This window comes from Serratia sp. JKS000199, assembly GCF_900215455.1.
Classification (GTDB): Bacteria; Pseudomonadota; Gammaproteobacteria; order Enterobacterales; family Enterobacteriaceae; genus Serratia; species Serratia ureilytica.
This window is the reverse complement of the sequence record NZ_LT907843.1, coordinates 4,341,255-4,355,713: the sequence shown is the minus strand read 5'-3', so window position 1 is coordinate 4,355,713 and position 14,459 is coordinate 4,341,255. Positions and strand designations below refer to the sequence as shown.

General features: G+C 57.5%; 13 protein-coding genes and 1 rRNA gene. 7 read left to right on the top strand and 7 right to left on the bottom strand.

Features of this window, described 5'->3' with window-relative positions; translation table 11 throughout:
* Nucleotides 1-8: 8 nt before the first annotated feature.
* Nucleotides 9-124, top strand: a 5S ribosomal RNA gene (gene rrf / locus CPH57_RS20645).
* 72 nt (nucleotides 125-196) lie between these two features.
* Here rrf and mobB read toward each other — a convergent pair.
* On the bottom strand, nucleotides 197-715 hold the full coding sequence (gene mobB / locus CPH57_RS20640; RefSeq protein WP_033652270.1) for a molybdopterin-guanine dinucleotide biosynthesis protein MobB: 519 nt from the start codon (nucleotides 713-715) through the stop codon (nucleotides 197-199).
* On the bottom strand, nucleotides 712-1,302 hold the full coding sequence (mobA, locus tag CPH57_RS20635; RefSeq protein WP_096242691.1) for a molybdenum cofactor guanylyltransferase MobA: 591 nt from the start codon (nucleotides 1,300-1,302) through the stop codon (nucleotides 712-714). Before mobA ends, mobB begins: the two co-directional genes overlap by 4 nt.
* 148 nt (nucleotides 1,303-1,450) lie before the next feature.
* On the opposite strand from mobA, the gene CPH57_RS20630 reads away from it, so the two are divergent.
* From CPH57_RS20630 to dsbA, 3 genes are all read left to right on the top strand, one after another.
* Nucleotides 1,451-1,720 carry a YihD family protein gene (locus tag CPH57_RS20630; RefSeq protein ID WP_096242861.1) on the top strand — a complete coding sequence of 90 codons (270 nt, stop codon included), beginning with the start codon at nucleotides 1,451-1,453 and terminating at the stop codon, nucleotides 1,718-1,720.
* Between the two features lie 98 nt (nucleotides 1,721-1,818).
* A complete protein-coding gene (locus CPH57_RS20625) occupies nucleotides 1,819-2,805 on the top strand; it encodes a serine/threonine protein kinase (RefSeq protein ID WP_042785605.1) in 987 nt (328 codons plus the stop codon).
* 29 nt (nucleotides 2,806-2,834) lie between these two features.
* Nucleotides 2,835-3,458: a thiol:disulfide interchange protein DsbA gene (gene dsbA / locus CPH57_RS20620; protein ID WP_025304721.1), complete on the top strand. Its 624-nt coding sequence runs from the start codon at nucleotides 2,835-2,837 to the stop codon at nucleotides 3,456-3,458.
* Nucleotides 3,459-3,500: 42 nt separating this feature from the next.
* Here the strand turns inward: dsbA and CPH57_RS20615 are convergent, their stop codons facing one another.
* Nucleotides 3,501-4,397 (bottom strand): acyltransferase, encoded by an 897-nt coding sequence (locus CPH57_RS20615; RefSeq protein WP_033645170.1) that lies wholly within the window; start codon nucleotides 4,395-4,397, stop codon nucleotides 3,501-3,503.
* Between the two features lie 497 nt (nucleotides 4,398-4,894).
* Between CPH57_RS20615 and polA the strand changes: the two genes are divergently transcribed.
* Entirely contained in the window at nucleotides 4,895-7,693 is a 2,799-nt protein-coding gene (polA, locus tag CPH57_RS20610) for a DNA polymerase I (RefSeq protein WP_033652267.1), read from the top strand.
* 517 nt (nucleotides 7,694-8,210) lie between these two features.
* Here the strand turns inward: polA and yihA are convergent.
* Nucleotides 8,211-8,855 carry a ribosome biogenesis GTP-binding protein YihA/YsxC gene (gene yihA, locus CPH57_RS20605; protein ID WP_004931258.1) on the bottom strand — a complete coding sequence of 215 codons (645 nt, stop codon included), beginning with the start codon at nucleotides 8,853-8,855 and terminating at the stop codon, nucleotides 8,211-8,213.
* Between the two features lie 734 nt (nucleotides 8,856-9,589).
* Between yihA and yihI the strand changes: the two genes are divergently transcribed.
* Nucleotides 9,590-10,132 carry a Der GTPase-activating protein YihI gene (gene yihI, locus CPH57_RS20595; protein WP_015379455.1) on the top strand — a complete coding sequence of 181 codons (543 nt, stop codon included), beginning with the start codon at nucleotides 9,590-9,592 and terminating at the stop codon, nucleotides 10,130-10,132.
* A gap of 182 nt (nucleotides 10,133-10,314) precedes the next feature.
* Nucleotides 10,315-11,688, top strand: a complete 1,374-nt coding sequence (gene hemN / locus CPH57_RS20585) for an oxygen-independent coproporphyrinogen III oxidase (RefSeq protein WP_033645172.1) — start codon at nucleotides 10,315-10,317, stop codon at nucleotides 11,686-11,688.
* Between the two features lie 34 nt (nucleotides 11,689-11,722).
* Here the strand turns inward: hemN and CPH57_RS24460 are convergent, their stop codons facing one another.
* The 3 genes from CPH57_RS24460 to glnL all read right to left on the bottom strand — a co-directional run bounded on the left by CPH57_RS24460 (nucleotide 11,723) and on the right by glnL (nucleotide 14,429).
* Complete coding sequence (locus tag CPH57_RS24460) at nucleotides 11,723-11,845, bottom strand: YshB family small membrane protein (protein ID WP_015379453.1); 123 nt, start codon at nucleotides 11,843-11,845, stop codon at nucleotides 11,723-11,725.
* Between the two features lie 113 nt (nucleotides 11,846-11,958).
* On the bottom strand, nucleotides 11,959-13,371 hold the full coding sequence (glnG, locus tag CPH57_RS20580) for a nitrogen regulation protein NR(I) (protein ID WP_025304716.1): 1,413 nt from the start codon (nucleotides 13,369-13,371) through the stop codon (nucleotides 11,959-11,961).
* A gap of 8 nt (nucleotides 13,372-13,379) precedes the next feature.
* Nucleotides 13,380-14,429: a nitrogen regulation protein NR(II) gene (gene glnL / locus CPH57_RS20575; RefSeq protein ID WP_004931246.1), complete on the bottom strand. Its 1,050-nt coding sequence runs from the start codon at nucleotides 14,427-14,429 to the stop codon at nucleotides 13,380-13,382.
* Between the last annotated feature and the right edge of the window lie 30 nt (nucleotides 14,430-14,459).

The window sequence follows — 14,459 nt, the reverse complement described above, 5'->3', positions numbered from 1 at the left end:
AGAATTTGCCTGGCGGCAATAGCGCGGTGGTCCCACCTGACCCCATGCCGAACTCAGAAGTGAAACGCCGTAGCGCCGATGGTAGTGTGGGGCCTCCCCATGCGAGAGTAGGACACTGCCAGGCATCAAACAAAGCCGAAAGCCCTGAACTGACGTTCAGGGCTTTTTGCTGTGCGTAAAACGTAAAAAAGCGCAGCTACGCTGCGCCTTTCAACCACTCGACAATAAAGTCGGCGATGCTTTCCGGTTGATTGAGATCCAGCTGCTTAGCCGAAATGGATAGCGGTCGATCGCTGGCTACCGCGACGACAAACTGATCCAGCATGTCTTCCAACGGTCTGCCGATCTCGGCCCGATAAAGCAGGATCTTGCTGACCGGCTCATGTTTGAACCCTTCTACCAGAATCAAGTCGACCTTATCGGCGTCAAAGCGCCCAGCCAGATAGCGCAGATCCAAAGGTTGTTGCTCCGGCGTTTCGGTCATTAATGCCCAGCGGCGATCGCTGGCGACCAGCGTTTGCTCGGCGCCTGCTTTACGCAGCTCATAGCTGTCTTTACCCGGCGTATCCACATCCATGTCGTGATGCGTATGTTTGATCAGTCCAATCCTTACCTGGCGTTGTTTCAGCAACGGGATCAGCTGTTTGAGCAGGGTCGTTTTCCCCGTTCCGCTGTAGGCGCCGATGGCCAGCAAGGGAGGCAATGAACGATTCATTTTTTGAGCTCTCGCGTTTGTTGCCAATTCAGGCAGTCAGCCGGCGTATTCAGGTTATGAAATGCCGCTTGCTGCCCGCTGAACACTACGCGTTGTGCGCCAATTTGATGCAAGAACAGCATCAGCTTGCGTTCACCGCGCGCCAGATAGTCGGCCAGCTGCGGCGCTATTTGGCTATGCAGTAACGCCAGCGTGGGGTGATCTCGTTCATCATCGCTGGCAAAGGCCGCCTGCGCCGCGCCTTTTTGCTGCCATAGCTGAGCGACTAAGTCGGCGGGAAAGTCGGGGACATCACAAGGGACGAAGACCACCCATTCGCTGGGAGCCTGTTTGAGCCCGGCCAGCATGCCTGCCAGCGGTCCGGCGAAATCGGGCGTCAGATCGCCAATCACCGGCAAACCGCTCGCCTGGTAACGTGCCTGATTGCGATTGGCGCTGATAGCGACGGAAGCCACCTGCGGGCGTAACCGAGCCAATACGTGTTGATAGAGTGCGATCCCGCCAATCGACACTAGGCCTTTGTCCTCACCGCCCATGCGCGTGGCCCGTCCGCCGGCCAAAATGACGCCGCTGATTTCTTTATGCATCTCGTTTATCCCGCCTTGTCGATGCGCTGATTGTAGCGCTAAAGCCGGCGCGACATCAGGATTTACCTTTATTGACAAGCCGGTTCTTTCACTGCGTGGGTAAGCCTGTTACTTTGTGAGTTTATTCATGCTATTGGACGATATTGAGATGAAAACGCATCGCGTAAACGAGTTGATCGAGCTGTTGCACCCGGCCTGGCAGGAAGATCCCGATCTCAATTTGATGCAGTTTTTGCAAAAGCTGGCGAAAGAAGCGGGCTTCCAGGGCGAATTGTCCGAGGTGAGCGACGATATTCTTATTTACCATCTGAAAATGCGCGGCAGCGCCGGCACGGATCAGATCCCGGGCCTGAAGAAAGATTACGAAGAAGATTTTAAAACGGCGTTGCTGCGCGCTCGCGGCGTTATCAAGGATTGATCCTCGTGCGGTGCGAGAAAGCATAGCGCGTGAAATGCGCCATTAATGCTACTATTTCTCATTCCCGGCACCGTGCTGTCAGCGATCAAACGAACGTTATGAATAACTCAGCTTTTAATTTCGACACCCTGTCGCCCGATTTGATCATGGATGCGCTAGAAGGGATTGGCCTGCGCGTCGATTCCGGCCTGACGGCGCTGAACAGCTATGAGAACCGCGTCTATCAGTTTATGGACGAGGATCGTCGACGCTACGTGGTGAAGTTTTACCGCCCGGAGCGCTGGAGCGCCGCACAAATCGGTGAGGAACATCAGTTCGCTCTGGATCTGGCCGGCGCGGAGATCCCGGCGGTGGCGCCGTTGGCGCTGCAAGGCGCTACGCTGCATACGCACGGCGGTTTTTTCTTTGCCCTGTTCCCCAGCGTGGGGGGCCGGCAATACGAGATAGACAATCTGGATCAGTTGGAATGGGTAGGCCGTTTTCTGGGGCGTATCCATCAGGTCGGCGGCGAGCGTTTGTTTGCCGAGCGTCCAACCATGGGGATTGAAGAGTATCTCGTTGCCCCGCGTCAGGCGCTGGCCGATTGCGAGCTGTTGCCGGCGGCTCAGCGTGATGCCTTCCTGCAGGCGACGGATAACCTGATTGCGGCGATCAAGCCACACTGGCATCTGAACTGGCAGCCGCGGCGTTTGCACGGCGATTGCCATCCGGGCAATATTCTGTGGCGCGATGGCCCGCTGTTCGTCGATCTTGATGACGCGCGCAACGGCCCTGCGGTTCAGGATCTGTGGATGCTGTTGCACGGCGAACGTCGCGACCAACTGATGCAGCTGGACGTTTTGCTGGAGGCGTACGGCGAATTTGCCGAGTTCGATCAGCGCGAGCTGGCGTTAATTGAGCCACTGCGGGCGATGCGTATGGTGTATTACCTGGCTTGGGTCGCTCGCCGTTGGCAGGATCCGGCCTTCCCTAAGAGTTTTCCGTGGATGGCGGAGTCTGATTTCTGGTTATCTCAGACTGCGGCGTTTAATGAACAGGTTAAGCTGTTGCAGGAGCCTCCTCTGCAGCTGACGCCAATGTATTGAAGCTTTAACACAATGGAGAGTTTAGTCTTATGAAAAAAATATGGTTGGCGCTCGTTGGCATGGTGATGGCATTCAGCGCCTCGGCGGCACAGTTTAGCGATGGCACTCAGTACGTGACCCTGGACAAGCCGGTGACCGGTGAGCCGCAGGTGCTGGAGTTCTTCTCCTTTTACTGCCCACACTGCTACCAGTTTGAGCAGGTCTATCACGTGTCCGAGAACGTAAAAAAAGCGTTGCCTGCCGGCACCAAAATGACCAAGTACCACGTGGAGTTCCTGGGGCCGTTGGGCAAACAGCTGACTCAGGCGTGGGCGGTCGCGATGGCGCTGGGCGTGGAAGACAAAGTAAGCCCGCTGATGTTTGAAGCGGTGCAGAAAACCCAGACCGTGCAAACGCCGGACGATATCCGTAACGTCTTCGTGAAAGCGGGCGTAACCGCCGCAGATTATGACGCGGCCTGGAACAGCTTCGTGGTGAAATCTCTGGTGGTTCAACAGGAGAAAGCCGCAGAAGATCTGCAGCTGCGCGGCGTGCCGGCGGTATTCGTCAACGGCAAATACATGGTTAAAAACGATGGCCTGGACACCAGCTCGATGGACGCTTACGTGAAGCAGTTCGCCGATGTGGTTAAATTCCTCAGCCAGCAGAAATAAGCCTGATTCAACATGAAAAACGCCGGCATCGCCGGCGTTTTTTTATCCGTATTGCCGCTTCAATTTATCCAGCAACCGGTCTTTTTCCTGCCACAGCGTATTCAGCCACAGCTGGAAGCGCCGCTTGAACTGTTTATCGTTGAAATAATCACCGTGCAGGGTTTCATCGATCGGTAGCGTCTCTATTCTCACCACGATACGCGTCAGGCGGCCGCACAGCATATCCAGAAAGGGCCGCTGGTTATTTTCCGGATAAAGCAGGGTGACGTTCAACACTTTGTCGAACTGATTGCCCAGCGCGCTAAGGGTAAACGCGATGCCGGCAGCTTTGGGCGCCAGCAAATTGCGATAAGGTGAATTGCTTTTAATTTTCTTGGCTTCGGTGAAGCGTGAGCCTTCGACGAAATTGACGATGGTGGTTGGGCGCTGGCGGAATTTTTCGCAGGAACGGCGCGTCGTTTCGATATCCTTGCCGCGTTTTTCCGGGTGCTTGAGCAAATAGGCGCGGGAGTAACGCTTCATGAATGGCATGTCCAGCGCCCAGCAGGCCAGGCCGACAAACGGCACCCAGGCGAGCTGCTGCTTGAGGAAATACTTATTCATTGGAATATGATTTCTGAACAGCACGCATAACACGACAATGTCTGACCAACTTTCGTGGTTGCTGATCAGCAGATACCAGTTTTTGCGATCCAACCCTTCCAGCCCTTCAATATCCCAACGCAATTGCCCGTTAATGCGCAATAACAGCGCCAGCCCTTGGCACCAACACCACATCATGAAATCGGCGAAAGCCGAGATATATCGCCAAACGGCGGGAATGGGCACCACGAGTTTCACGATGCCGGCCAGCGTGATGGGGATGGAGCATAACACCGTCACCAGAATGGTAAGTATGACGGAAATGATAAAGATAACAGGCGTTAACAATCTTGGCATGATTATGGGCTGACGGTTGGTGGGAACATCGTTGCATGCCAAAGCGCATGAACAAAAACGCATTTTAACAGAAATCGCCGGGGTAAAGCGCCGCTTAAAATCACTGTTTTTCGTCTCATCGGATAACCATTTGCTGAGTTTTCGTGCAACTTGTCCAGCTTGTGCTATGGTAATTGAGGCGCCGAATTTGATTAATAGTGCGATTAAAATCCGGCGAAAGTTATATCCACAAATCCAATAAAAGCCAATAATTAAGCGTCGCCGGAATTCGTTCTTTTAACGCGGTGATTTAAATAGGAATTTTATTCGCCGTTATAACGATAATCGCAGCGTTATAATTCGGTCTCTTTTCTATGCACAAAGTTATCCACAGGTAAGATCTTGCGGATCCTCGCGCACAATCACATCATTTTCGTCCGCAATGCACGCTAAGGTTCGTCTCCGGCGGCCAGCTATGGCATGCTTACCCCTATGTCCGATCACGATAAAGAAACGCTATGGCCCAGATTGCAGAAAACCCACTAATCCTGGTTGACGGTTCCTCTTACCTCTACCGCGCTTATCACGCCTTCCCGCCGCTGACCAATTCGGCGGGCGAGCCGACCGGCGCGATGTACGGCGTGCTGAATATGCTGCGCAGTCTGCTGTTGCAGTATCAACCGAGCCACGTTGCCGTGGTGTTTGATGCCAAAGGGAAGACCTTCCGCGATGATCTGTTCGCTGAATACAAGTCGCACCGGCCGCCGATGCCGGACGATCTGCGCGCGCAGATCGAGCCGCTGCACAACATGGTCAAGGCGATGGGCCTGCCGCTATTGGTGACGCCCGGCGTAGAGGCGGATGACGTCATCGGTACGCTGGCGCTGGAGGCCGAAAAGGCCGGCCACGCGGTGCTGATCAGCACCGGCGACAAAGACATGGCGCAGCTGGTGACGCCGAACGTCACCCTGATCAACACCATGAACAACACGATCCTCGGCCCGCAGGAAGTGTGCGACAAGTACGGCATTCCGCCGGAGCTGATCATCGACTTCCTGGCGCTGATGGGCGATTCATCGGACAACATTCCCGGCGTGCCGGGCGTGGGCGAGAAAACCGCCCAGGCGTTGTTGCAGGGTATCGGCGGGCTGGATGCGCTGTACGGCAATCTGGAGAACATCGCCACGCTGAGCTTCCGCGGCGCCAAAACCATGGCGGCCAAGCTGGAACAGAATAAAGAGGTCGCGTACCTCTCCTATAAGCTGGCGACGATCAAAACCGACGTCGAGCTGGATCTGACCTGTGCGGACCTGACGGTCTCCGCGCCGGATGTCGACACGCTGCAACAGCTGTTCAAACAGTACGAGTTCAAACGCTGGCTGGCGGACGTAGAAGCCGGCGTCTGGTTGGAAAACAAGAAAGGCGCGGGCGCGAAAGCTGCCGGCGCCGCCAAACCAGCCGTAGCCGCGGAAGCGCCGAAAGCGCTGGCGGAGGCCAAGCTGTCTCAGGACGGTTATGTCACCATCCTGGACGAAGCGACCTTTACCGACTGGCTGGCGCGGTTGAAAAAAGCCGACGTGTTTGCCTTCGATACCGAAACCGATGGCCTGGATACCCTGACCGCCAATCTGATCGGCCTGTCCTTTGCGATCGCGCCGGGCGAAGCGGCTTATTTGCCGGTGGCGCACGATTATCTGGATGCGCCGGCGCAGCTGGATCGCGCTTACGTGCTGGAGGCGCTCAAGCCGCTGCTGGAAGACGAGAAAGCGCTCAAGGTCGGGCAAAATCTGAAGTTCGATATGAGCCTGCTGGCGCGTTACGGCATCGAGATGCGCGGCATCGCCTACGACACCATGCTGGAGTCCTATGTGCTGGACAGCGTCGGCGGCCGTCATGATATGGACAGCCTGGCCGATCGTTATCTTGGCCACAAAACCATCACTTTCGAAGAGATCGCCGGCAAGGGCAAGAACCAGCTGACGTTCAATCAGATCGCGCTTGAGCAGGCGGCGCCATACGCTGCCGAAGACGCCGATGTCACGCTGCAGCTGCATCTGGCGATGTGGCCGCAGCTGAAACAGAGCGCGGAACTGCTGACGGTGTTCAACGAGATTGAAATGCCGCTGCTGCCGGTGCTGTCGCATATCGAACGCACCGGGGTGCTGATCGATCCGGCCATTTTATCGGCCCACTCCCAGGAGCTGGCCAAGCGTCTGGCTGAGCTGGAGGCGCAGGCCCACGAGCTGGCGGAAGAGCCGTTCAACCTGGCGTCGACCAAGCAGCTGCAGGCTATCTTGTACGAAAAACAAAAGCTGCCGGTGCTGAAGAAAACCCCGGGCGGGGCGCCATCCACCAATGAAGAAGTGCTGGCCGAGCTGGCGCTCGACTACCCGCTGCCGAAGGTGATTCTGGAATACCGCGGCCTGGCGAAGCTGAAGACCACCTATACCGACAAGCTGCCGCTGATGATCAATCCGGTCAGCGGGCGGGTGCATACCTCGTACCATCAGGCGGTGACCGCCACCGGCCGCCTCTCCTCGAGCGATCCGAACCTGCAGAACATCCCGGTGCGCAACGAAGAAGGGCGGCGCATTCGCCAGGCCTTTATTGCGCCGGAAGGCTACCGCATTGTCGCGGCCGACTACTCGCAGATCGAGCTGCGCATCATGGCGCATCTGTCTCAGGATGAAGGGCTGCTGAAGGCCTTCGCCGAAGGGAAAGACATTCACCGCGCCACGGCGTCGGAAGTTTTCGGCGTGCCGTTGGATAAAGTGACCGGCGAGCAGCGCCGCAGCGCCAAGGCGATTAACTTTGGTTTGATTTACGGCATGAGCGCCTTCGGCTTGGCGCGTCAGCTGGGGATCCCGCGTGGGGAAGCCCAGCGCTATATGGATCTCTACTTCGAACGTTACCCGGGCGTGCTGGATTACATGGAGCGCACCCGTCAGCAGGCTTCCGAGCAGGGCTATGTCAGCACGCTGGACGGCCGCCGTCTGTATCTGCCGGACGTCCGCTCCAGCAACGCCATGCGCCGCAAGGCGGCCGAGCGCGCCGCCATCAACGCCCCGATGCAGGGCACGGCGGCCGATATCATCAAGCGTGCGATGATAGAGGTCGACGCCTGGCTCCAGGGGCAGGAGAAGCCGTTGGTGCGCGCGATCATGCAGGTGCACGATGAATTGGTGTTCGAGGTGCACGAGTCGGTGATCGACGAAGCCAGCCAACGTATCCGCCAACTGATGGAAGGCAGCATGACGCTGGCGGTGCCGCTGAAGGTCGATGTGGGCGTCGGCATGAACTGGGATGAGGCGCACTGATCGCCGGGTTATCGCCGTATGCGCTAACTGGCGAGAAGCTAAGCACTTTTCGTAATTAAGCTACAAGATGCGGCGATAGTTTCCCCAACTTCGCCGTTCTTGCGTCTCAAATTGTGTAAGTAAACTACAAAAAATTCTTTTGCCCTGCGAAAAAATGATGTAGAGTTACAGGCGTAGGGTACAGAGGTAAGATGTTCTATCTTTCAGACCTTTTACTTCACGTAATCGGATTTGGCTGAATATTTAGCCGCCCCAGTCAGTATTGACTGGGGCGTTTTTTATTGTAAAAACAGCAGCAAACCATACGTTTTTCCTATCGCTCAGCCCCGACTTTCATTTCAACTTCCGCTCCCTCAATCCGCGTAATTCGGCGAAACAAGCCCGTTTTGGCGATAAGTCTTTATGATGGCTTTATTTCAAAAATGTAATTAGATAACGAAAAATCCCGCCTGCGGCCGATCTGCGGGCATAAAAAAGCCGATGCGGCGAGGCATCGGCTCAAACGTGCGATCAGGGCCTATTCGCCGATGTCTTCTTCCGGCAGCACTTCCGGCGGGATCTCGTTAAACCAGGTGTCCAGCTTCTGGCGCAGCTTGTCGACGCCGATCTTTTTCAGCGATGAGAAGGCTTCGACCTGGATATCCCCCATAAACGGCAGCACCGCTTCACGCACCATGTTGAGCTGTGCCTTGCGTGCACCGGAGGCCAGCTTGTCGGCCTTGGTCAGCAACACCAGCACCGGCGTGCCGACGTCGACCGCCCACTGGATCATCTGCTGGTCGAGATCTTTCAGCGGATGGCGGATATCCATCAGCACCACCAGCCCTTTCAGGCTGTTGCGCATCTGCAGGTATTCGCCCAGCGCGCGTTGCCATTTGCGCTTCATTTCTTCCGGCACTTCGGCGTAGCCATAACCCGGCAGGTCAACCAGACGAATGCCGTCTTCCACTTCGAACAGGTTAATCAGCTGGGTGCGCCCCGGCGTCTTACTGGTGCGCGCCAGGCTTTTTTGGTTGGTCAGCGTATTCAGCGCGCTGGATTTACCGGCGTTGGAACGGCCGGCAAAGGCGACTTCAATTCCTGCATCCCCCGGAAGATGGCGAATATCGGGTGCGCTGGTGACGAAATGGGTCACATGATAGTTGTAGTTCTTGCTGGTCAAAATTTTTCGTCTCCGTGAGGATGGCTAACTGGCTGGCGATTATAACTGCATCAGCGGTAAAAATGGCGTGTTTCTCCGTTTTTAAGCGGCGGGGCGCGATAAAACGACGGTTAAGCTGCTCGTACGTTGTGAGACATTTGCCATTCGAATCGCGGGTAATGTCGCTTTATTCGAAAGCGATATTTCTGTTTCTTTTTTAAAAACAATGTGTTGTTTTTTCGTTGTGTGGAAATGTCAGTCAAATCGGCCTCCGGTGCCTTGAGCCTTCGCAACAATAACGTAAAGTACTCGTTAACGCAGGGTTGCGCAGGATTAGGGAACATCCGGGAAGGATGACAAATCTCAGGGAATGCACAGGGCGTGCAATGAGTGCCAGGATGAACGCAAAAGGAAGTGACCCTTTCGCACCGGAATAGGCGGCAGGCACATCGGATGGTGAAGTATCGGCAGTTTGGATGCCCGCAGGAAGCGCGCTCGGGAAGAGCGGATGCGAATGGATTGCGCCATGGACGATTTTCCTTTCAGGATGAAGGACGTAGTGGCAGGGAATGCGGTTATAGCAGAAGGAAAAACCGGGATGTTGCATGTACGCAAGGAGCGCGTAACAGGAATACCCTTCGCAAGAAGGTGCGAAATAGGCGGCAGGTTTAACCTGCCGCCTTTTTTCTTTGTCCGCTTTCTGCTAGATTCCGCCGCAATTCTATACTGAATCTACATACCTAAGAGCACACGCTATGAACCAGCCATCAAAAGCACCTCGCGGCAGCGCGGCGAAGTCAAAAACGAAAAAGAAAAGCCGTATGGAGCTCGATCAGGAAGCGCGTGAGCGCAAACGCCTGAAAAAACGCCGCGGCCACGCTTCCGGTTCGCGCACTCAGGTCGAGTCCGGCAGCCAGAAAAACAAATCGGCGGCGGAAGCCAAAGATCCGCGTATCGGCAGTAAAGTGCCGGTTGCGCTGGTGGTCGACGAAACCAAAGTGAAGGCCAAACCGCAGCCGAAGCCAAAGGCTGAAGCAAAACCGCGCCTGTCGCCGGAAGAAGAGCTGGCGAAGCTGGAAAATGACGAACGTCTGAACGCGCTGCTGGATCGCATCGACGATGGCGAAACGCTGAACGCGCAAGAGCAGGCGTATGTCGACAAGACGCTGGATCGCATCGATGTGCTGATGGACGTGCTGGGCATCGAGCTGGGCGATGAAGACGACGAGGAAGAAGAAGAGAAGCAGGAAGATATTCTGAAGCTGCTGAAAGGCGGCAACCCGAAGGACGCTTTTTAACGCGCCATGTGGCTGATCCCGACAATAGCCCTACTCTTGATGTGTTATCTGCTGTGGTTATTCGGTAAACTATGGCGGCTGTCTAAGCGCAAAGCGCGTTTTCGCAGCGCTTCCGTGGCCAGACAGCGCAGACAACCGCCTCTCTCCCGGCCCGGTAGAAAAAGATATCGGAAGGAGTGAGCATGTCAGAGCAGACGATTGTCTGGGATTTGGCCCTGATCCAAAAATATAACTACTCAGGGCCGCGTTATACCTCATACCCCACGGCGCTGGAGTTTAACCAGCGCTACGACGAAGCGGCGTTTCAACGCGCCGCGGCGCGCTACCCTGAGCGCCCGCTGTCGCTGTACGTGCATATCCCTTTCTGCCATAAGCTGTGCTACTTCTGCGGCTGCAACAAACTGGTGACGCGTCAGACGCACAAGGCCGATGAATACCTGAATGTCCTGGCGCAAGAGATCGCCAGCCGTGCGCCGCTGTTCGCCGGCCGCAAGGTTGGCCAGATGCACTGGGGCGGCGGTACGCCAACCTACCTGGACAAAGCGCAAATCAGCCGGCTGGTGGCGCTGCTGCGCGAACATTTTGATTTTCTGCCCGATGCGGAGATGTCGATCGAAGTCGATCCGCGCGAGATAGCGCTGGATGTGCTCGATCATTTACGCGCCGAAGGCTTTAACCGCCTGAGCATGGGGGTGCAGGATTTCAACAAGCAGGTGCAGGCGTTGGTCAACCGCGAGCAGGATGAAGCCTTTATCTTCGCCCTGATCGAGCGGGCCAAAGTGCTGGGCTTCCGCTCGACCAATATTGATCTGATCTACGGCCTGCCGAAACAGACGCCGGAAAGCTTCGCCTTCACGCTGCAGCGGGTGGCTGAACTGAATCCCGATCGCCTCAGCGTGTTCAACTACGCGCATATGCCGAATTTATTCGCAGCCCAGCGCAAAATCAAAGATGCCGATCTGCCCAGCGCGCAGCAGAAGCTGGATATCCTGCAGCAAAGCATCGCGTTCCTGACTGACGCCGGCTATCAGTTTATCGGCATGGATCACTTTGCACGCCCGGACGATGAGCTGGCGATTGCGCAACGCGAAGGCAAGCTGCACCGCAATTTCCAGGGCTACACCACCCAGGGCGACAGCGATCTGCTGGGGTTGGGCGTGTCGGCCATCAGCATGCTCGGCGACAGCTATGCGCAGAACCAGAAAGAGCTGAAGCGTTACTATGAGAGCGTACCGGCGCAGGGCAACGCCCTGTGGCGCGGGTTGGCGCTGACGGACGACGATTGCCTGCGGCGCGATCTGATCAAAACGTTGATCTGCAACTTCCGGTTGGCGTATCAGCCACTTGAACGGCAATACGGCATCGATTTCACCGCTTACTTCGCCGAAGACCTGCAGCTGCTGGCGCCGTTTGAACGCGATGGGCTGGTGGAGCGCGACGAGCAAGGCATTCGCGTTACGCCGCGCGGGCGGTTGCTGATCCGCAATATCTGCATGTGCTTCGACCGCTATCTGCGGCAACAGGCGCGCAGCCAGCAGTTCTCTCGGGTGATCTGAGGATGAAAAAACAGCCGCTGATGCGGCTGTTTTTTTAACTGAAGAAGTTAATCAGCGCGGCGCACAACACCGCGGCGACCGCCGCCTGCGGGGTGTGGCTGGCGGCGGAGCCCAGCTCCGCGCCCTGAGAAATGAACACGATGAATGAGTCCAGCATCGTCAACCTCCGGAGTGTGCGACACGATCATACTGCGCCCGCACCGGCTGTAAAGTCTGCGGTTGGCGTTTTTTTGTGCGCTGGGCTGCGTTTTTTATCATCAACCTCAGCGCCTATTCCATGCCCAGTTCTTTGAGCTTGCGGGTCAGGGTATTGCGCCCCCAGCCCAGCAGGCGTGCGGCTTCCTGTTTGTGCCCCTGGGTGTGACGCAAGGCGGTGGTGAGCAGTGTACGCTCCATCTCCGGCTGCGCTTCCGACAGCAGATTTTGATGACCGGAACGCAGCGCGCGATCGGCCCACTGCGCCAGCAGCGTGGCCCAGCTGTCCGGCAGGCTGTGGCTGGGGCTCTCCGGTGCGGCGGTTTCGAACAGTTCGCTCGGCAGATCCTGAATCAGCACCTCTTGCCCGGCGGCCATCACCGTCAGCCAGCGGCAGGTATTCTCCAGCTGGCGCACGTTCCCCGGCCAAGGCAGGCGGGTCAGCGCGGTTTCTGTTTCCGGATGCAGGTTCTTGGCCTCTACGCCCAGCTCCTTGGCGGCGATCTGCAGGAAGTGGCGCGCCAGCCGCGGGATGTCTTCCCGACGCTCGCGCAGCGGCGGCAGGTGTACGCGGATCACGTTCAGGCGGTGGAACAGATCCTCGCGGAACTTGCCTTCCTGTACCCGCAATTCCAGGTTCTGGTGCGTGGCGGCGATGATGCGCACGTCGACCTTCACCGGCGCATAGCCGCCGACCCGGTAAAACTGGCCGTCCGCCAGCACCCGCAGCAGACGCGTTTGCACGTCGAGCGGCATATCGCCGATCTCGTCGAGGAACAGCGTGCCGCCGTCGGCCTGTTCAAAGCGTCCCTGACGGATTTGGTTCGCGCCGGTGAAGGCGCCTTTCTCGTGGCCGAACAGCTCGGACTCGATCAGATCCTTGGGAATAGCGGCCATGTTCAGGGCGATGAACGGCGACTTGGCGCGCGGGCTGTGGCGGTGCAGCGCATGCGCCACCAGTTCCTTGCCGGTGCCGGATTCGCCGTTGATCAGCACGCTGATCGACGAACGTGACAGCCGGCCGATGATGCGAAACACGTCCTGCATCGCCGGCGCTTCGCCGATGATGTCCGCTGCCGGATCGCTGGCCGGCTGGCTGCGCACCGGCTGCTGCTGCTCTTGATAATGGCTGATGGCGCGCTCGACCAGCGCCACCGCTTCGTCGATGTCGAACGGTTTCGGCAGGTAGTCGAAGGCCCCTTGCTGATAGGCGCTGACGGCCGCGTCCAAATCCGAATGCGCGGTCATGATGATCACCGGCAGCATCGGGTGGCGCTGTTTGATCTGCTTGAGCAGCGCCAGACCATCGATGCCCGGCATGCGGATATCGGACAGCAACACGTCGGGAGTTTGCGTGGCCAAGGCTTCCAGCACGTCATTGCCGCCTTCGAAGGTGGCGCAGCTCAGGCCCGCGCCGGTGAGCGCGCGCTCAAGCACCCAGCGGATGGAGCTATCGTCATCGACGATCCAGACTATCCCTCGTTGCATAGCAAACCTCACTGACGAATGGGCAGGTAGACCGAGAATTCGGTATGACCTGGCCAACTGTTGAATTCAATTTTTCCGCAATGCTGATCGATCAGATTGCGGGCGATGGATAATCCCAGGCCGGTACCGCCTTCACGGCCGCTGACCATCGGGTAGAACAGCGTGTCCTGCAGCTGCGCCGGCACGCCGGGGCCGTCGTCTTCGACGTCGATACGCGCCGCCAGGCGGTAGCGGGTGCCGTGCAACGTAATCTGAAACGCGGTGCGGGTGCGCAGCGTGATGGTGCCGCCCGCCTCACCCAAGGCCTGCAGCGCATTGCGGGTGATGTTCAGTAGCACCTGTTCTATCTGATCCGGGTCGTGAGCCATTTCCGGCAGGCTCGGATCGTAGTCGCGCACCAGCGTGACGTTATCCGGCATTTCCAGCGACACCAGCTGGCAGACGCGCTCCGCGACCTGATGAATGCTCTGGGTGATGTGCTGGCCGGGCCGCTGCGGGCCGAGCAGGCGATCCACCAGATTGCGCAGCCGATCGGCCTGCTCGATGATCACCTTGGTGTATTCGGTCAGAGCCGGATCGGGCAGCGCCTTGGCCAGCAGCTGCGCCGCGCCGCGCAGGCCGCCCAGCGGATTTTTAATCTCGTGCGCCAAACCGCGCACCAGATCGCGGGCCGCCACCTGTTGGGCATGCTGCAGCTGTTCCTGGCTCAGGCGGCGCTGATTGTCCATCGGCGCCAGCTCGACCAGGATATAGCCTTCCGGCAGCGCCTGAGCGGTCAGGGAAAGGATATGCGCGCGGCCATCGACCACCAGGGTCACTTCGTTGTCGGTGAAGCCCTGACCGGCGCGCAGGCTTTCACGCATCAGAGAGACGTTCAGCGAAAAATAGCCGAGCAGGTCGGGCAGCGGCGTGCCGAACAGTTTGCGGGAGCTTTGCGCCAGCAGCTGCTGTGCCGCAGGGTTGGCGTAGTGAACCGCCAGTGAGTCATCCAACAGCAGGATGCTGTTGATGAGTGAATTGAGGATCTGCCCAGCATCGGGCAGCTTGCCAGTTGCCATACAGCAGACTCCTGCACCTTTTTAGTGCAT